This is a genomic window from Chryseobacterium sp. FR048 (genome assembly GCF_056844665.1).
The window spans coordinates 64,325-84,253 of the sequence record NZ_JBXDSE010000004.1; the positions used below are offsets into that span (position 1 = coordinate 64,325).

General features: G+C 34.3%; 17 protein-coding genes. 7 read left to right on the forward strand and 10 right to left on the reverse strand.

Annotation, left to right across the window (positions count from 1 at the left end):
- Positions 1-9 precede the first annotated feature (9 nt).
- Complete coding sequence (locus AC106K_RS12830; protein ID WP_482445837.1) at positions 10-1,893, reverse strand: type VI secretion system Vgr family protein; 1,884 nt, start codon at positions 1,891-1,893, stop codon at positions 10-12.
- A gap of 662 nt (positions 1,894-2,555) precedes the next feature.
- Here AC106K_RS12830 and AC106K_RS12835 point away from each other — a divergent pair.
- The 4 genes from AC106K_RS12835 (at position 2,556) to AC106K_RS12850 (ending at position 7,435) form a co-directional block, all read left to right on the forward strand.
- Positions 2,556-3,830 (forward strand): reverse transcriptase family protein, encoded by a 1,275-nt coding sequence (locus tag AC106K_RS12835; protein ID WP_482445839.1) that lies wholly within the window; start codon positions 2,556-2,558, stop codon positions 3,828-3,830.
- A 61-nt stretch (positions 3,831-3,891) separates the two neighbouring features.
- Entirely contained in the window at positions 3,892-5,088 is a 1,197-nt protein-coding gene (locus AC106K_RS12840; RefSeq protein WP_482445841.1) for a hypothetical protein, read from the forward strand.
- Complete coding sequence (locus AC106K_RS12845; RefSeq protein WP_482445843.1) at positions 5,085-5,756, forward strand: hypothetical protein; 672 nt, start codon at positions 5,085-5,087, stop codon at positions 5,754-5,756. Before AC106K_RS12840 ends, AC106K_RS12845 begins: the two co-directional genes overlap by 4 nt.
- Positions 5,753-7,435 carry a response regulator gene (locus AC106K_RS12850; protein WP_482445845.1) on the forward strand — a complete coding sequence of 561 codons (1,683 nt, stop codon included), beginning with the start codon at positions 5,753-5,755 and terminating at the stop codon, positions 7,433-7,435. The genes AC106K_RS12845 and AC106K_RS12850 overlap by 4 nt, the downstream gene beginning before the upstream one ends.
- Before the next feature lie 71 nt (positions 7,436-7,506).
- Here AC106K_RS12850 and AC106K_RS12855 read toward each other — a convergent pair whose 3' ends face one another.
- Positions 7,507-7,740 (reverse strand): helix-turn-helix domain-containing protein, encoded by a 234-nt coding sequence (locus tag AC106K_RS12855; RefSeq protein ID WP_482445847.1) that lies wholly within the window; start codon positions 7,738-7,740, stop codon positions 7,507-7,509.
- A gap of 91 nt (positions 7,741-7,831) precedes the next feature.
- Here AC106K_RS12855 and AC106K_RS12860 point away from each other — a divergent pair, with 91 nt between their 5' ends.
- The gene (locus tag AC106K_RS12860; RefSeq protein WP_482445849.1) at positions 7,832-8,380 is read left to right on the forward strand and encodes a hypothetical protein; all 549 of its coding nucleotides are present in this window, start codon (positions 7,832-7,834) and stop codon (positions 8,378-8,380) included.
- 53 nt (positions 8,381-8,433) lie between these two features.
- On the opposite strand, the gene AC106K_RS12865 is transcribed toward AC106K_RS12860, so the two are convergent.
- From AC106K_RS12865 to AC106K_RS12880, 4 genes are all read right to left on the reverse strand, one after another.
- Positions 8,434-8,877, reverse strand: a complete 444-nt coding sequence (locus tag AC106K_RS12865) for a hypothetical protein (RefSeq protein ID WP_482445851.1) — start codon at positions 8,875-8,877, stop codon at positions 8,434-8,436.
- Positions 8,878-8,934: 57 nt separating this feature from the next.
- Complete coding sequence (locus AC106K_RS12870; RefSeq protein WP_482445853.1) at positions 8,935-9,432, reverse strand: hypothetical protein; 498 nt, start codon at positions 9,430-9,432, stop codon at positions 8,935-8,937.
- A gap of 11 nt (positions 9,433-9,443) precedes the next feature.
- A complete protein-coding gene (locus AC106K_RS12875) occupies positions 9,444-9,983 on the reverse strand; it encodes a hypothetical protein (RefSeq protein ID WP_482445855.1) in 540 nt (179 codons plus the stop codon).
- Between the two features lie 86 nt (positions 9,984-10,069).
- Positions 10,070-10,540: a hypothetical protein gene (locus AC106K_RS12880; protein WP_482445857.1), complete on the reverse strand. Its 471-nt coding sequence runs from the start codon at positions 10,538-10,540 to the stop codon at positions 10,070-10,072.
- Positions 10,541-10,618: 78 nt separating this feature from the next.
- Here AC106K_RS12880 and AC106K_RS12885 point away from each other — a divergent pair, with 78 nt between their 5' ends.
- Complete coding sequence (locus AC106K_RS12885; RefSeq protein WP_482445859.1) at positions 10,619-11,200, forward strand: DUF3592 domain-containing protein; 582 nt, start codon at positions 10,619-10,621, stop codon at positions 11,198-11,200.
- Between the two features lie 172 nt (positions 11,201-11,372).
- On the opposite strand, the gene AC106K_RS12890 is transcribed toward AC106K_RS12885, so the two are convergent.
- From AC106K_RS12890 to AC106K_RS12905, 4 genes are all read right to left on the reverse strand, one after another.
- Positions 11,373-13,763 (reverse strand): hypothetical protein, encoded by a 2,391-nt coding sequence (locus AC106K_RS12890; RefSeq protein ID WP_482445861.1) that lies wholly within the window; start codon positions 13,761-13,763, stop codon positions 11,373-11,375.
- Positions 13,764-14,117: 354 nt separating this feature from the next.
- A complete protein-coding gene (locus tag AC106K_RS12895; RefSeq protein WP_482445863.1) occupies positions 14,118-15,320 on the reverse strand; it encodes a hypothetical protein in 1,203 nt (400 codons plus the stop codon).
- A gap of 23 nt (positions 15,321-15,343) precedes the next feature.
- On the reverse strand, positions 15,344-15,826 hold the full coding sequence (locus AC106K_RS12900; RefSeq protein ID WP_482445864.1) for a T9SS type A sorting domain-containing protein: 483 nt from the start codon (positions 15,824-15,826) through the stop codon (positions 15,344-15,346).
- A gap of 186 nt (positions 15,827-16,012) precedes the next feature.
- A complete protein-coding gene (locus tag AC106K_RS12905) occupies positions 16,013-17,080 on the reverse strand; it encodes a glycosyltransferase (protein ID WP_482445866.1) in 1,068 nt (355 codons plus the stop codon).
- Between the two features lie 583 nt (positions 17,081-17,663).
- Here AC106K_RS12905 and AC106K_RS12910 point away from each other — a divergent pair.
- Positions 17,664-19,568, forward strand: coding sequence for an amidohydrolase (locus tag AC106K_RS12910; protein WP_482445868.1), 1,905 nt, complete (start codon positions 17,664-17,666; stop codon positions 19,566-19,568).
- Positions 19,569-19,929: the final 361 nt, after the last annotated feature.

Sequence of the window (19,929 nt, forward strand, 5' to 3'; positions counted from 1 at the left end):
GTTATGGGGTTAGCCTTTACTTACTTTAACGTCTTTTCCGCCCTGGAATACAGCCAATGAAGTTCCCCGCAGTTTTAAATCACCTGCAGAGGTTTGTATATCGGCTTCTCCGGAAGTACTTTTAAATTTATTTCCTGTGCTTTCTGTCTGATCCTGTTTCACAGTAACGATTTTATTTTCAGAGGTCTGGGTGTATCTTTTGGTAATAGACTCGGTATGATCATTGCCAATATGCAAGTTGCTGTCCTGACCAATTTTGGTCGTCATATTTCTTCCTACCGAAATATGCATATCTTCTCCTGCTGTGAAAGTCATATTCTTGGGGGCTGTAACATTGATGTTCCCCTGACCATCCATAAAATAGGTATTTCCGCTCGGATCTTTAATGGTGACACTTTTTTCTGCATCATTCATTAGAATCCTAATTCCGCTTCTTGTCTGTATCGACTTCAGATGATTGTCGAGACCTCCGCCCAGACCTACCTGCCCATGGAACATTCCGCCCATGGCAAATGGAAAATCAGGATTGTGGTATTCAAATCCTACCATGACCTGGTCGCCAATCTCGGGAACGGCTACAAAACCTCTGTTTTGGCTTACAGCATCTGTTCCTCCGGCATCGGGGCTCATCATTCTGATAAAGTGCGTGGTATCATTTAATTGCCAGTCGAATCTTACCTGTATTCTTCCCTGGTTCAATGGGTCTACATTGGAGATCACGGTGGCTACCTGAGGTTCTGCTTTAGGCATTTCAAAATCCGGTTTTGGCATAAATCCGGTTCCTTCGGCGATCGCTTCAAAGCTTCCTGTATAATATCCTCTGGCATCTACTTCATGGATCACTTCTGTAATCATCAACGTTGTGAAATGCGAGGTTTCATTGCTATCTGTCTTTCTCATGGCCAGATCTGCAACACAGCCAATGTAGAGGAACGGAACTGTGGTTTGTCCCGTCACGGTAAAAACCTCAACAGCCTTACTTCCCCTGGCGCTCTTTTGAGATTCATCCACATCAAGGAACATATTGGCATTGATGGGAGTAGGGGTCAGTGACCGGGTGGTGAAAATAGTATCATTCAGTTCATAAGCTTTGGAAGATAAGTCTCCCAAGTGTTTTATACGGTCGTCACCACCTACCATTTTAGTATGTCTGCTGCTGTTATAGCCAAAGTACTCCGGTTTGGTGTGAACGGCTTTCAGCTCTACATTCACATCCACTACATTGCTTCCATATACCAAAAGGATCGGCTTTTCAGAAGGAGGTAACTTTCCGAAATGAAGGATTTCACCGTCATAATAAAACTGTTCTCCGTAAGCTTCTGCAATCCTTGTCAGGTAATTGTAATGCGTCTCGTTATATTGTGCACTGTAGCTGATATAGCTTTGGTTCTGGGTATCTATCCTGAAATCAAATTTATTGGTCCCTAAGGTTTCTTTGATGATCCTGTCGGCAATAATATTGGTATTCACTCCCTGGTTTCCTCCGAAACTTTGGGTATGTGGAGCCGCATCCATCAGAATAGTAGGGCTTTGTCCTTTTAAGATAATATTTCCCAGGCTCATTTTTTCCTGGCTGAAGGCTACTTTGGTAATGAGACCCACAAATGTTCTTTCGGGACTTTCATTTTCGTAATCTTTATATCTGAAAACAATAGTGATCCTTTTTCCTAAAAATTTTTGAGCCTGCTGAAGGTTATGGTTCTGTGCCTCCCCTAAAGAGTCATGAGCCAGTACAAGTTCGAAATCATGGTGCTTCCTTGCACTCTGTTGCAAACGAAAGTGTTTAAAGTGATTGATCGTCTTGCCCTCAACCACAATTTCCAGTTTTACCACCCGGTTGATGCCCGAGACGTGGTTTTCTGAAACTTTCTCAGAATTTGAGGTGTTTTTCATAATATTTTCTGCGTTTTTTTGGTCTTATGTCACCGAAGTTAGATAAAAAAAACAGTATGAAATGTAAAATTATATTAAATCTGAAAAATTGTAGTAAAACTACGATTGGGGAAAAATTGTTCCGCTAAGTAACATTAGACTAGGAATTTATGGTGGGGCTCGGGAATTGGGGAGTTTTAGGAGGTATATGTGTTTTTTGGAATGTTTGGTTTTTGTCCTGAAGATCACACGAAGAAATTTTTGCGGTAGTGGGTGAATGTTTATCTATAATTTTTAAATGAATTCTTTATTATTGCCATTCTAGTTCTTAGTATATTTGCAAAATTTTGATAAAGAGATTTATAAAAAAATAATTTTTATTGTGTAATAAAAATACACTTTTAAGTTGTACGTTTGTATATTCAATTATCATTCATTGGTAGCCCGTAATTGAAATATTGAACGTCTATCTATGATAGACTTGCCTGCTGGATTTATAAATTTTTATAAATCAAATCGGTTGGTGGTTTTGGAGTAATCCAAAACTGAATGTTAACGATGTTATCGCTATTATATGTTTAGCCTTTTCGTTGGCTTATATTTTTATTTAGATCCTTTTCGTTTTGTTATATAAAGAAAGAATAAAAAATTACGGGTATCAATGAATTTAACTGATTACAAAAATGAAACTTACTCAAGAACAAAAAAAAGAACTTCGAATTTTGTTCAGTAAAATGAATAGTAAAAATGATTTTCTTTCTTTATTAAATAAAGCAAAGATGTTTGAGTATGGAAATAAGGTATTTGATTTTGAAGAAAAACAGCTTAATTATTATATCAATAAAGATTCCATATTCAAAACAGCAGATAATCAATTAATAAAAAATATCGACAATCTATATTACAATTCTTTTTCAATAAAAAAGAAATCAGGAAAGGATAGGGTTATTCATTCTCCAATACGAGGATTAAAAAATTTTCAGAGGGTTCTAAATGTAATTTTGCAATGTGTTTTTGAACCTCATGAAGCTGCTACAGGATTTATTCCTGGTAAGTCTATTGTAGATAATGCTAAGGTACATATAGGACAAACTTATGTGTATAATATTGATTTAAAAGATTTTTTTTCAAGTATTGACAAATCAAGAGTTTGGGGAAGGCTACTAATAAGCCCTTTTAACTTGAACACAACTCCGGAAAGAAAAAAAATTGCTAATATGATCGCAGGGTTATCTTGTACTCCTATTGAAGTAGAACGTTCTATCCAAGGACACTGGAAAAAGATAACAACCCCAGTGTTACCACAAGGGTCACCAGTATCACCTGTAATTAGTAATGCTATATGTGAAAGGCTAGATAGACAATTAACAGGTGTTTCTAAAAGATTTGGATTAAATTATAGTAGATATGCTGATGATATTACTTTTAGCAGTAAACATAATGTTTATGAAAAAGAATCTGGCTTAATTGAGCAAATTTTTGCAGTAAATAGTACATTTGATATAGAAGTTAGGCGTATTATTAATAAAGAAAAATTTCATCTTCAAGAAGATAAAATTCGTTTGCAAAAAAAAGGTTACCGCCAAGAGGTAACTGGCTTGATTGTAAATAATAAAGTAAATGTTGCAAGAAAATATATAAAACAATTACGTCAATGGATTTATTACTTGGAAGCTTATGGTTATGATAAATCATATTCATTATTCTTGGATAAATATTTAAAAGAAAAAAGAACATTGTCTTCACAAACACCAAATATGCTGATGGTGATAAAAGGTAAATTATTATTTCTTAAAATGGTGAAAGGCGATAAAAATCAAACTTATTTGAAATTAAAGAATCGTTTTGAGTCTTTTTTAATTTCTCATTCTCCAATTAATCTAATTCTTAATATTTGGGAAAATGATGGAATTGAAAAAGCAATGGAAGTTTATTATAGACAAAAGGTTGAACAATAAATGAAAATTATCAGATCATATGTAGATCTAAATTAGATATTTTTAATTAATGACTTTAAAGATGAATAATAAAATATCTTTTATAATCGAATTATTAAATTCAAAAGGAATTAGCAATTCTCAAAAGGAAAAGATTTTGTTTCTGTCAGTCAGTGAGTTACAAAGGTTGAGTGTAAGTGAAGATAAAATAATGAGTGAAATTCAGGTATTAAAACTAAAAATAGACTCTATGGTAACTGCCAATGAAAATTTGTCATCATTTGATTCTGAATCGATTAAAGATGAAATTGTTTTACATGGTATTGAATCACAAAATAATTTAGTTAGCTCAACAAAGCAAAAGAAGCATTCTCCAAAAACTATGGTTAAATTCTTGTATAATTTTAGTATAGGAGAGAAATTTAAATGGTTTACACACAATCCTGAAGGATTATCAGAATTTGATTATAAATTATATATTGATAATGCAAATCAAGAGTATAATTTGGTAACTGGATGGAATATTAATAATGTAACTTATCATAATGTGAAAAACTTCATTATTAATACAGGAGATAAACATAAAACTAATATTTATGGAAAAGGTAATATAAAGTTTTCTTGGAGAGACGTTGAAAGATGGTGTAAAGAACACCCAAATGAACATCCTTATAATGCAGAATTAGATGGAGACTTATTTAAAAAATATATTAATCAATTTAAACAAATAATTGAATTTAGAACTGATGAAGCAGATTTAACATTTAATATTAGAATAAGAAAACTAATTAGAAGGTTATTAGGTGGTGATATTATACTTTCTTTTAGTGAATCTTTTAATGATATTGGACAATCTGTTAAATTATTTTGTGATACTAATTTATTGTTTAATGCCATACAACAAATGTCTGAATGGATTTTAGCAAATAAAGCGAAATCATCTAATGTCGAAATAAATTTAAAAAACTTTGATGAATTTTACATTTTTGAAATAATTCATAGAAATAGTTATTTGTCAATTCCGACTAATGATGTAAAATTATTAGGGTTGTCAGGTGATTTCGATAAAGTAAGAAAGATGCTTTTCAGTGTTGCAGATTGGGAAATAGTTGCTCAATTAAAAAATCATGAGAATACTCAGGCTTTAAGAATAATTTGTTTAGATGAGAACACCAAATTACAAGATAATTTAATGACACCAAATATTGTAAAGAAAAGTAATGAGAATATTAATTATGTAAAATATATATTGAAATTTTATAAAACTCAAAATTTATGATTTACATATTTGAAGATAGAGATGGAAGAATGAGATCTTATCTAAAAGAAAGTCTTGATTCTTCTATAATAAAAGTAGCAATTATTGATTGTCAGAAAAATGAGTTAGAAAATTATTTATCAACTAGATTTAAAAATTCTGAAGCTATCATTTTTCATTCATCATACTCATTTAGTGATAATAAAATTACAAATGAAGATGTGAAAAAATATTTTATTGACCAAAAAATACCTTTTGTTTACTTTAGCGGAGGGCTTGATAATAGCTTAGTACTAGAAAATGGTTTAGTGAATGGTAATGTCAATAGTGGTGATCTTTATAGAAATTTACCAACATTTATAAATGATTATCAATCTAGAGGAGAAGTAAATATACCATTACTTGTGAATGGAAAAGGCTATTTATTAAATTCATTATTAGAGCTACAGAATATTATTACTCTGTATTTATTTGATAAGAGAAATGATGAGAATCTTACGGTTAATGATCTATATGAAATTATTGATTTAGTTGAAGCACGCTTAAAGGAAAAAGAACTAATTGAGGATAAAGAGAAATTACTTAAATGGTTAAATGAAGAGAGTAATAAGGAACCTATAACAGTTAAGAAACAAATTTTGTTACCATTAATTCAAAGGATGAATGATAAAATATTTAGATTAATATGAAAAGTATTTATTTTTTACCCAATTCAGGGATTTCAAGATTTGATGAAATGAATGATAAATTGAAAGAGGTTATTTCAAGAATAACAAATGTTGTTTCTTTTCCACTAATTAAGATTAAAGATCATTTTCCTGAGAATTATAATGAAGCAGATTTTCCTGATTTAATATTTGTACCAACTATTTTTGATAATAGAAATCCAATGGTATACGATGGAATTAACTTTGCAATCCGTTGGTACTTGCATATTATTTCTTTGAACAAAATAAATTTTAGAGTCGTACTCTTAGGAATAGAAGATAATGCATCTTTTTATAAACATTGTAATTATTCTAACTTTTTAAAGTGCCCTAATGTTGATTATATTCAAAATAGTTTTGATGATGTTAAAGGAATAATTGATGATAATATTTTAAAGGAATTTGATATAAATGAAGCTTTAGAAAAAATAGATCTTATTGGTATTAAGCCTCCCACTAGTTACAAATCTCATCATTCTATTTCAAATGAATGGTCAATTCTACGGTGGTCAAAAGCGTTGAATATATCTACAGAGCTCGATAATGAGTTGGAAAAAAACGAAAGCAATATTAAAACTTCTTTATTTTATAAATATTTAAATGTAAAATATCCAATATCACCTATTGTGCCACTTAATACAAGAGTACTTAAAAATAATGGTACTATTTTACTTATCGATGATGAAGTTGAAAAAGGATGGGGATCTATTTTTCAAAAAATATGTAGAAATACAGATTTCAACTTTGTTGGAGAAGATTTTAAAAAAATTAAAGAACGTGACGAGATAGTTGAAAAAGCTTTTCAATCTGCTAAAGATTTCGAAATAATAATTTTAGATTTAAGATTACATGATGATGATTTTGATGAAAGAGACCCCAAAAAATTAACTGGTTATGCCTTACTAAAAAGAATTAAAGAGTATAATAAAGGGATTCAGGTCATAATTTTTTCAGCATCTAACAAAGTTTGGAATTTACAAGAACTTCAGGAAATTGGTATTGATGGTTTTATTTTAAAAGAATCGCCAGAAAATAGCATAGATCAAAAATTTACAGAACGTTTAATTGAAAATATATATCAAACAATCGATAATTGTCTTGTTTATAGCTTTGTGAAAAAGAACTTTGAGAAATATAATTTTTTAAAGCAACAATTAGAACTAAGAAGAAAGAATAGAGAGCTGCCTAAGGAGTTTGTGAATGAATATTTAAAATGGTTGGAATTTGGAGTATCTAATATTCTTCAATATAAATCTAACGAAGGAAATATCATGTCGTTTTCAATTTTTTTTACTGTCTTAGAAAATATTGCTAATAGACTGATAGATGCAGATAATAGAATTAAGACATCAAGCCCTGATAAATTTAAGTTTCAGTTTAGACGTAATAATAATTTTTTAAAACAATATGTTTTAAATTCAGGTAATTATGTGGATTCTGGCAATAATCTTATAAGCGATTGGAATATTCCATGGGCCCAAAAGATAATTAATACATTAGATGATTTGTCCTGCGATTTACCAAATATAAATCAACTGATCAAAAAACGAAATGAAATTATTCATCCTAATTCTACTATGAAGGATGTTCTAAATATTTCTATTGAAGATTTAAAAAAAATATTCAATATTGTAACAGAAAATTTAGAAAATATAAAATAGAATCATTTGTATACTTTAGATATTTTTACAATTTGTTCATTAAAAAATTAAATCCCAACTCACGTCAGGATTTATTCACCTATAAGCTTGAAAAAATCAGATAAACTAATTTTTCTTGCTTCACAGATTTTGAAAAGTGTTTCAACAGGTATTCTGTAAGTTTCTTCACTTTTGATTTTTCTAATGGTACTTTCTTCTACACCATGATTTTTGGCAAAAGAATTTTGTGACTTGCCTTCCTGAAGCCAAGGTATCAACCATTTTTTTGTAATGTATGAACAAATTTTTTCGTTTATATCTGTCATAGAACAAATGAAATAATTAAATAATAAAAAATTACGGTCGATCGACCGTAATTGAATTTCTTTTATTACATTTATAAAAAAATACAATCTCATGAAAAAAAATAAAACAGATTTTAAAACTCAATGCTGTTCGGGTTATAAGAAAGACTCTGTAATACAGCAAATAGAGACGTTCTTTCAGTTCAATGATCTGGCTGGTACTAAAGAAAGGTTAAGTAGTATTGTGAGCTATGCAGTAAAAAGAAATTTCAGCATCAATGAAGAGTTGTTTGTAATCTTTCAGTTTCATCAGTCTATGCGTTTGCTTGTGCGTGCAGGATATTTCATCATGTTGAAGGAAAGAAAATGGACGGCTCATACTCATTTGGATGATGTTTCTCCATTGGTTCTTGGCTTGCTTTCGGAGGAAGAATATCAAAATCCGTTGTTGGTTTTTCAAAAGGCATTCAGAGAATACAGTATTCAGGAGTTTGATTATTTTTTGTCCGGGATGGTGTATTTTTCAATGGGAGTGTATGAGAATTTACCGGAAAAGAATATCATCAATCCGTACATTCATCTGATTAAAATGCTGGATGCAGCGCATATTATTCTGGAAAGGAGAGGGGAGAGGAACATCCGGGATAAGAAAGCTTCATAGAGTAGGATTATCTTTTATTCTCGCAGATTCTGTGAGAGTAAAAGATTTCATTATCAATCTATAATATGTAGAGATTTACCTTCAAAGATAATATGATCAGTATTGACGGTGATCTTTTCTAAATTTTTAATCAGATGTACCTCTGTGTTATTTACAGAATAATCATCTATAAATTCATCTAGTATGATAAAGATAAAATAGCCGCTTACAGTCTGTATTTTCTGATCACTTTTCAGATTCATAAACATTGTAAAATCAGGATAGTTTTCTGCTCCCTCGTACATAGGGGTAAAATCGTTATCTATCTTATCATCTTCAATATATTCTTCCAGAAAAGCATGGTATTTGGGCTCTATCTTGTTTGTAAAATCATTGATATTGATCAATATTTTATATTCATCGTAATCAACATCCGGATTCAGTTTGCCAAAATCTATTTGTAAATAGTTGACTCTTTTTATATTGATCTCGCGTTGATTGATGTATACTTTATTCACCGTATTATTTTTGAAGGTATTTTGCGGAGGATGATAAAATTTCCTCTTATTCAGGCTTTACTTCCTATATTTATCATAAGCCTGTAAATAACTTAATATAGATTTGGCAACAGTTTCATAAGTGCCATCTTTCATTACGGGGATATATTGGTCGTAGCCTAAATCTTCATACCATATGTCTTCCCCTTCCTCACGGGTATGTACCTGATCAATCACTTCTTTTTTACCTATTACCCCTGTTCCTGCTCTAAAGAAAAGTGCCCAGTTCGTTAACCCCGCTGGTCTGCATTCTTCCAGGATTCTTCGGATATTGCTATTGATGACGCTTAGCAAAAAGACTTTTTCATTAATATTTTCTTTCACAGCTCCCGCTCCATCTTCTGGAATTGTAAAACCCATGGGCAATAAATAATATCCATCAAATTCAGGATCTATTTTGTTTACCGTTTCTACAGAATGCCCCAAAACAAGATTTAAACCTTGAATAAACTGATCCAAATTATCCACTCCTACTGGGTCAATATTTTCTATTCTCAATAATTTTACGGGGATCATATGTATTTATTTTACCTGTTATTTAAATCCTGATTAGTCGTGCTAAAAAACATCAGAAAAGAATTAATACTACCGATCAGCTCAGTTTTATGTACGCTGATTTCATAAACTTCAGAGCCATTTAATTGATACCAATATTTAAATTTGATCAGATCATTTTCTATCACGTAAAAAATCATTATATCATCAAAGAAAAAACTGTTGAAGATGTTCCCTGTTTTAAAATAATTCCGATCAAAGAATTTCACATTTTCAGGTTCTTCGCAGATTGTGTCAAAATGTAATTTGTAATTTTCCCATTCTTTCCAGTAAGATAGAATTTCTTCATTTTCTTTGTTAAATAACTGATTTCCTACTTCGATGTTTTTTTCAAGTATAAACTTTAAGGTTTCACAATCAGTATAGAAGTAGCTTAGATTATTTTCTTCTTCGTTGGCTATATTTTTACCATTAATGGTCCATCTCAATTTTCCAAATAGGTTGTCAGAAGAAATATTCCTGCTTAATTCTACTTCCAAAACTACATTTTGAGACTCGTGAATTTTTTTCATTTTTTTAATCTTTACGTCGGAGCCACCTTGTCAAGGTTTAAACCTTGGCAAGGTGGCTTGCGGATCAGAAAATAGAAGTTTAAAAACTATCGCACAAGAAGATATATTCCAACCCCAATGGCGGTATAAGCAGCAACGGTAATAATATCAGCTATAGGTTGTGAAAAACGCTTTTCTGCAATTTTCTCAGCATTGATCTGGTTCTTGTTGAATTTCAGTGTTTTTTTAGCATTACGAACTGGGTGAGCAACCAGACTGTCGCCTTCCCATCGGTCTACGATTACTTTATAGCTCTTGCCGTCAACGTCAATTTTAACATTTTTATTAGGGGTAAGCTTCTCCTGAATATTCACCGGAACAGGTGTTTGTTGTGCACTCAGGCTTTGGACCTCAGCGTTTGTAGCTTTCATTTGTGGAGGCATATTGTTAACAGGAGCAGCACCCTTTTTAGCTTCCTGCTTATTGTCGGTTGCTGTAGCCACTTGCTTTTTTACCTGATAAGTATAGCAACTGGTAAGAGAACATAGTAAAATGATGAAATAAAGATTCTTTCGCATGAGCCAAATTTAAGAATTAAACGGAATATTTGGTATTTTCTTTTGAAAGATCCTGTTTTTTGGAAGAAGATTACTATCATGATGAAATATGACCTACAGATAGATCAGTTTGTGTTTAAGAAAAATCGGAAGATAACAGCATTCAATCTGGATGATTCAGGAAAAGAGAAATTATACTATATTCGTATCTATTTCGTTGTTGAACAGTGGGATAGGGTGAGTTTCAGATTTATGAAAAAAAAAGATAAGAAGATTATGTGGCAATATTATATAATTCTGCTGTTGGGGGTTCTCCTGCTGCTTGCTGCGGGATATAGTTTCCGGAATACGATTGAGTTCCTGAACAGGGGCGAAAAAACGATGGCGACGGTTACAGATTTACGTACCATAGAATCAGATGGAGAAGTATATTCTCCGATCTTTACCTATCAGACAATGAATGGTAGCACTTTTACCTACGAGTTGCCTGAAGGAACCAATCCGTCTGCCTGGGAAATAGGAGAAACCGAAATTGTCATTTATGATCCTGCTGATCCTTCGAACGTCAGGTTATACAGCTACTTTAGGATCTTTATCTGGCCTTTGGTATTTTTATCACTGGCCCTGCCGTTACTGGTGATAGGAGGCGGATATTTTGTTGCAGAGCAGTTTTTAAAATAATGAAGAACCTGGATTTTTTAAAGCTATTTGTGTGATACAAAACCATCATGAGATTTTTTTTCTATTTTTTAGTAAATAGTTTAGAGAAAAGTCAATGTACTTAAAAGCCTTGAATTTAAAATACTAAAAAAGCCTTTCAGTTCTTTTGAAAGGCTTTTCTATGGTAGGGATTTTATTTGAAAATTTGCTGATCATAAAGAAGATGGTCGTCTTCATCAAAGCTTATGATCAATACTTTATATTGTTTTGCAGTGTCATTGTTGAAAAATTTAATTCTCGGCGGAACATAATCACTGTCAAATAAATTAGGATTCCAGTATAGAGTTTCCCGGGTATCATTGTCTATTTTTGCTGCATCATCAATCATTTCAACGACGAATTCCGAAGGTTTATCATAACCTTTGATGATGGATGAGTTATTCTTTGAACTTTCGCTTTTAGTAGACTTGGATTTCATATCGCCTTTCATCGTATAGATGGCTACTGCATCACCTATTAATCCTGATGATTTAATGATTTTTACCATCGCAATGTTGTTTACAGGAAGGCTGGCGATCATCGTAGGATCTGTAAGAATTTCATCTAAATAGAGCTTTGCCTGCTGACCACGAATGTAAGGTACACTTACCCCCGAATTATTTCTTTGAAATGTCAGACCGGCAGCCCTTCCCTGCAGCCATTCCAGGATATTGGTAGATCCGCTGACATGCTGGTCTTCATTGACGAAATCGAATATCGTGGTATTGTTTGAACTAAACATTCCGGTAGACAGCTGTTTGTCCAGCTCTTCTTTTGGATCTTTCTTTTTCCCGGTAATTTTTACCTGTTCAATCTGTATCTCGGCATTATCTGCTTTTTTTATGTTTTTCTGAGTGTTGATTGCTTTGGAAATGCTTGGCGGAAGGGTTTTATTTCCAGCGGTTTTTACCAATGTATATTTTGTACCCGGAAAATTGCCATTAAACGGGGTTGGCTTTACCAAGGGTTCTATGGTAAGGAGCAGATTATCATTATTTGAATCTTTATTTTCTGAATTTACAAATAATGAGACATCCAACGGTTCATCCGTGTTCACGTTGTTTAGGTAAACATATCCGTTCTGATCTGTTGTGAATTGGCTAAAAGCAGGTTCATTTTTACCCAATCTTATTACTAGATTTACGTTTGTGTTGACCAGCAAAGCATTGTTTTTGATAGGCTTTACTCTGTAAGAAAGGTATTTTTCAGAATTGGTTTTGATCGTTGGAGCAGCCCCGCTGAGTACGGAATTCCAGTCGAATCTTTTCCAGTTTTCAGAAATAAGAAGAGCATCCAGGGCTTCTGTATTGGCTGTTTTAGTAAAATACTGTGCCGGGCTGTCTATTTTTGTGGTGAAATCTCCTGTTAACCAAAGTCCGCTCAGGATATTTTCTTCTTCCGGCTTGTTGCTGCCATCATCCTCACTTACCAGAACCGTATAGTTTTTAAAATAGGATTCCGGAGAAAGATCAATGCTATTGAAAGATCTTGGCGTCTGTTTTATGCTCTGGCCTATAATTTCTGCTTTCTCAATCTTTAAATCATTAGGTTTTATAAAACAAAGTCTTTGGGCCACCAGATTGTCCTGATCATCAAAAATCGCTAATTGCAAAATGCCGTTCGCTCCATTGCTGATCTTTGTAGGAATAAGGCTGGATGCCTCATTGGTAAGCTGGTTGATATTGGCTTTGTAAGCAAGACGGTGGTTGATGGTTCCTACGATCTTATAATTTTGAAGCTGCTGTTTTAAGTTGGCTCCTTTTAAAGTGTATTTAATCCCTTCTTTGGTACTGTTCACTTCCAAATGAAGACCGCTGTCTGCAACCTGTGGCAGGTCTATTGTTTTGCTTTTTCCCACGTTATCCTGAATGATAACCTGGTATTTTTTTCCTGAAGCAGGAGTGATGGTAAAAGAAGCAACATTTTTATCAAAAGATTTAAATGTAGTGATAGGGACGGTCGGTTTTTGTACATCTACTATTTTTCCGGTCCAGTTTTCCGGCAGGAAAGTATTGCCTGATAATCTTACGGCAACTTTTGTAGGCATCCCGTTAATGAATGTTCCACCTTCCGGAAAGGCTTTTGCAGACCAATCGGAAGTCTTGGAAATCACTAATGATTCCGGAGAGTTGGGATTGTAAACGGGAATCGCTTTGACAATCTGAAAATCTTCACTAAAATTGGTCATATAAGGCGTATACGCTCTTACAAAATATACCTGCTCAGGAAGATCTTCTTTCAGTTGAAAATCTCCACTGCCTTCACCATTGTCCAGACGTACCGTTTTCCAGTCGATTAATTTCTTATCAGCACCGTACAGTTCAACAAATAGAGTCGTAGATAGGGGAGAGCGGTTATAACCGTCAAATACAAAGCTTTTGAACCAGATTCTGTCACCTGCTGCATATTGTGATTTGTCGGTAAGAAGATATACTTTTTCTTGTTCGTAATTATTCTCAAGATTGGTAATTGCCTTTTCTAATTTGGTTTGTGCCAGTACAGGTGGTACCATTGAAAGTAGCAATACACAGAATAGGTTTTTCATAGAAGTCTTAGCGCATTTTAGTCCAGCACTAAATTAGGCATTTAAAGATTTCGACAGTTGATATTTGTTTTTAATTTTAAAAAAAATATTTATCCGGTTTCAGAAGCATTTTTTTGCCTTTGGATGGGGTAGTTTTAATTGTAAAACCTTGCTGATCATCTTTCTTCAACAGTTGATATTTCTTTTTATTAAAATAAACTTCACTACAGCTATTTTAAACATTGGCTGAATTAGGAAATCAGGAACAGAACGATTTAAATATTTACCTATATATTAAATACAAAATAAAAAATCCAGCGACTTACTGGATTTTTTGATAGGTGATTATAATTTGCTTTGTAAAGTAACATGGATCTACTTGATCACTGTAGCCTTAAAAGAGAAGGATGTGTTGCCGGCAGTACCGGAATCATATATATAAACCGTTACAGTATTTGCTGCTGTTACTTTTGCCGTATAGATGGGTGGATAAACACTATTTCCTGTTGGAACAGTACTTGTAGGATTTACAATAACCGCATCCCCTACAGCTGCTCCGTTCACTGTAATGGTAAATACGCCGGGATTTCCAGCTATTGGCAAAGTTGTAGTTCCTGTTCCTGTTAATAGCTGTACACTACTGCTGGCTGGTGTAGACCAGGTTCCATCCCCTCTAAGATAAGTAGAAGAGCTCGCCGTACCTGAAGTGGTAGATATTTTGGCTACAGTAACAGATGCATCGGCAATTTTGGTTGTTGTCACCTTAGAAGTTCCTATAGTTGTCACTCCGGAAGTATTCATTGTGATGTCTCCACTTATACTTACCGGATCAGTTGGAGCATAGGGTGCTACTCCTCCTGTTATATAAACCTGTCCCGGGGCAGAACCATTTGTATGACCCGCACCCGTGGCACCTGTGGCCCCAAATGGTCCTGTAGGTCCCGTAGCTCCGGCTATTCCTTGAGCACCTACTGGCCCTGTCGGTCCCGTAGCTCCAATTAATCCCTGAGCCCCCATTGGTCCTGTCGGTCCCGTAGCTCCGGCTATTCCTTGAGCACCTACTGGCCCTGTTGGTCCCGTAGCTCCAATTAATCCCTGAGCCCCCATTGGTCCTGTTACACCCTGGATCCCCTGGATTCCTTGTGGGCCAATGGCACCTTGAGGTCCGGGAAGAGAACTTCCTGAAGTTTTTGCATATAAAGCATAAGGAACACTTAATAGTTGTGATGTTCCTGTTATGGTATAGTTATTGGACCCATTAGGATCTGTTTCTGTTTTTATAAAGTAAGTGTCTGCACCCCAGTTGATTGTAGAGTATGAGCCACTCACTAAAGTACCTGTGCCTATTTTTACAGTTACTAATCCATTTATATTGGTAGACTGAGTCTGAGTTTCTGAGTACACTACTGTTCCTGTTGGAGAGCCTTTCAATATAGAAAATTTCATTCCTACATTCTGATTACTGACCACTTGATTACTTGAATTTCTGATAATAGCCTGATAACTCATCGCATCCTGCACTTGTGAAAACACTAAAGCAGAGGTCAGAGAGGCTGCTAGAAAAGAAAGCTTTTTCATAGGTAATTAGTTTATATAATTATTTATCTGTTTTTTAAAACCTTAAAAATTTTGATGGTCTTACCCTCTTTTGATATTTTTAATAAATAGATGGCAGCCGGATAAGACGTCATGACAATTTGAGTTTGTGTCTGAAGAACAGGTTGACTTGTCAGTAATTTACCACTGCTATCAAAAAGATCATAGCGATATTTATCATAATCTTTAAATCCCATTTTCAAATTGAGAATATCTGTGGTGGGGTTGGGGAAAATATTAAGGTTCAAACTGATTTCGGCGATATTAACTCCTAATGTTGCTGTGATCTCATAAGGCTGCTGAACACCCGCAGTAATACTTCCTTCAGAAGATGATGCTGTTTCGTAAAAAACCTGGCCTAAAGAAGCTGTAACATTTCCTGTGGTACCGGACATATTATTGCCACTGGTATTGAGGGTCTCTTGCCCCGAAACCTTCATCGAGAAACTAACAAGAAACAAAGAAAGAGTAAAAAGTGTAGTTTTCATAGCATATTGATATATATCTTATTAGTTTTTATTATTGGCCAAAGATATAACTATATTATGATAACTGTATTAATTTATAATTAAAAAGATACTAAACGTTTTCTGGTATTTCTGCCATCTGATAAGGCTTACATTACGAGCAGTTTATGGCCATTAAAAAAGGAAATTTGGATAAATCTTACCCGACTAAATAAGGTCTCTTAAATATGCTCTATTTTGTTTCACAGAAGGACAGTCTGGTCTTGAAAGAGCTGCTTTCTCATTGTATTCATTGGCTTTTTTATAGTCTCCTAAAAAAGATAGACAGACACAAGCTTCAATATTAGGAATATATCCTGAATAATCGGAAAATACAAAACCTACCGGATCTGATGCAGGAAGCCTTGTCGCCAAATCAAACCATTTAAACGCCTGATTGTAATTTTGCTCGTCTTTATAATAATAGCCTAATTCACAACAAATATCCGGTCTCGGAATATCATATTCAAAAGTTTTGAGTAAAATAGGCAGAATTTTTTCTTTAGTGCCCATCTTTTTATATTCAATGGCTAATTGATGGCAGGAAGTTATTATATCTTCTATCCAACCTGATCCTAAATTCAGGAATTTTTCATAATATGCTATGGCTTTGGCAGTCTCATGATGATCTTTCAGTTCTCTGGCATAGTAATACAGCTGCCTTGCAGAAAACTCTTTTCCTTTTTTTTCTAAAGCTCTATATATGTCTATATTTCTTGTAGAAATCGCTTCAGATGGTGTTTTTTTATGCCAGATTTCAATATCGGTATAATGTAGATTGCCTATCAAAGGGATACATTCGTGAACCGGATCGATCCATTGATAATTTTTACTTCTTTTGAATAATCTTTCACGGGTTGAATAAAAGGCGGGATTATGGTTGTGGTCAAATGACAAAATATATTTCATCGTCACCATCTCAACATCATTCTTCAGGGTTTTCTTCAGTTCATTAATTTCTGTAACTGATTTTTCCGGTACCACATCATCAGCATCCAGCCACATCTGATAATCCATGGTGGCTTTGGAAAATGCAAAATTACGCGCAGCTGAAAAATCATCAATCCATTCAAAATCGAAAATTTTGTCTGTAAACTGTCGGGCAATCTCTTTGGTTCTATCGGTAGACCCTGTGTCTACTACGATGATCTCATCTGCAAATTTTGCTGCACCCTCCAGACATCTGCCCAGAACTTCCGCTTCATTCTTAACAATTAAACACACACTTATTTTCATTGACTTCAAATAATTTTTCCGGACATAAATATACTGGTATTAATTGTAGATATGAGGCATTCCCGGAACATGATGAATTAAATATTTGCTTATTCAGAAAACTATATCGGGACATAGTCTTTCAAGCAAAAAACAAAATTAATATTTATCTGATAACAATATTTGATTTTTTCATTCTGTATAGGGGTGAATATGAATTGCATTGTATTGAAAATGGAAGTGTGAGAATTTTGTGATGTAATGCTTGGTGTAGGATTGTGAAAATATAGATGCTAATTGTGAATTAAATGGAAACGTATTGTGAATTAAAAGTTTAGACTAAAAAATTAATCAATATTCGGTGATAAAATGTTTGTTGAAAGAATATTTTTATTACTTTTATAAAATAAACTAAAACATGAAAACAAATGAAATTTATTCACATTCCCATATCTACTTTAACGTAATATTCTAAAAACTATTCTTTTTGATTTTAGTCATATCATAAGCCTTACCTCATGACAGGCCTATACTTTTACGTACATTAAAAACAACGTATTAAAATAAATACAAAACACAAACACATTTAAACCCAATTGTTCCTATGGAAAATTTACACAACCACGCGCATGGCTGCACCCATTGCTCTTGCGACAATCCAGTTTTAAAAATTCTTAAAGATGATCTTTTCAGTGCAGAGAATCTGATGAAAATCAATCCCGGTTCCGGAAAAGCCACCCACGAAAAGCCACAAACCCTGATGATCTACGGAGGTATTATCCGGCCTATGATCGGCGGATCAACGGATAAAGTGGAAGCTATCGGGATTGCCGATGGAAAAGTTGTCATAACCGGCAAAAAAGTGGATGTGGATACCTATATGAAGAAGCATCATTCCGGATTTGATAAGAAAGAATTAACCGAACGCCAAACATTACTGCCTGGCCTGATCGAGCCCCACGTTCATATGGTACCTACAGCCATGATGCATGAATGGGTGGATGTGAGCCCTTTTGAAGGACAGACTTTACGATCCGGATACAACCTGGACTTTGTCGGATCAAAGATTAACGATGTTTCTAAAAACGGACATGTTATTTTAGGAAGAGGACTGGATCCATCATTGATGCCTTTTGAGGAAATAAATGGTAAAAGAGAGTTGATCACAATTAATAATACCGTACTTGATAATATTAATTCTGAGGTCCCTGTCATGATATTGAGTGCTTCTATGCATACGCTTTATCTCAATACGAAGGCCTATGAATATGTATTCAAGCATAATGAAAATGTGCAGAAAGAATATAATTCGGTTGATAATTATATTAAGGAAACCAAAGGCCAGCTGCAGGAAGGTTTACAGATGATGCCTGCACTGAAGGTGGTAAAACAGCAAATCATTGAGATGAGCCTACGGATCAATAGTTATCTTACCGACCTTTTTAAATTGGCCAATTCAAGAGGGGTTACTTTTATGTACGATGCCGGATTGAATAAAGGTTCAGATATTCTTTTAAAGGCGTATTCTGCAACACATCAGGAGCGTGTGAGAACAGGTGGGGCTTATATTTGTTCCAGCCAGAAAGAGGTAGATCAGATGGATCATTATAAAGAACCTGAGGAGTATAAGCCTGTATATCACGGGCATATAAAAATAGTTTCAGATGGTTCCAACCAGGGGCTTACCGGTTACCAAAGTGCCCCTTACCTGTGCAATCCTGCCAATAATACAGGGGTATTTAATTTTCCACAGGCAGGTATTCCTGCCCATGCTATTCCGCCAAGTTATAATACATTAATCAATACTGCGGTAGCTAAAAAAGGCTGGCCGCTGATGATTCATGCTAACGGGGATCAGGCAGTAACATTTGCAATCAATGCTTACCAACGTACTCTTGCTCATTACAAAGGTCCTGAACTTCGTAATCGTATAGAGCATTGCTCACTTCTGACTCCGGATCAAATTACCAATATGCTGCAAATGGGAGTTTCACCAAGTTTCCTTATCGGGCACGTAGGCTATTGGGGTTATGCTTTTAAGAAAGTAATATTCGGTGACAAGGCAGAAAAGCTTGATCTTTGCGGTTCAACGCTTGCCGCCGGTATGAGAATTACGCTTCATAGCGATATTGAAGTAAGTCCATTGGGTCCTTTGAGAATGATGGAGCAATCGATTACCAGAATCATGGAAAGAAATACAGCAGACATCGAAGTTTTAAATAGTGCCGAATGTCTTACGCCGGAGCAGGCTCTGATTGCCGTTACTTATGATGCTGCATGGCAATGTTACGCAGACAAATGGGTAGGGTCATTAGATAAAGGTCTTTTTGCTGATTTTGTGATCCTGAATCAGGATCCTCTTTCATTACAGACTCAATCTTCACAGTATATGAAAATGCGGGATATTCCGGTTCTGGAAACCTGGGTAAATGGTATCCCTGTATATGTGAAAGATCATAACGCAGAAGTTGTGACTGAAAATGATACGGCTTTTTCACAAAACTCATAACCTGGTTTAAGCAGAACAGGTTAATCTATTAATCAACAATCAATCAGGGCAGATCATTTCTGCTCTGATTTTTTTATAGGTTTGATTGGACATCTTGCGATTCCAAGGTAAGGCTGGCAAGATATGTCGATGGAACCTGACAGAATATGAATCCAATGCCGGGGCTCAGAATGGAAGCCAGGTCAATCGCTGTATTTTTGCCGTTGATTTTTTGAAATATGAGTAGCGGAGTAGAAGTCTGGGGTTAAAAATAAAAAGAGGCTGTCTCAAAAGTACCCCTCTCTCGGACTCCTGTCTGACAAATTTTGTCATTTAGGAGATTCTCAGAGCATTAGTTTACCTTTTGAAACAGCCTCTTTAT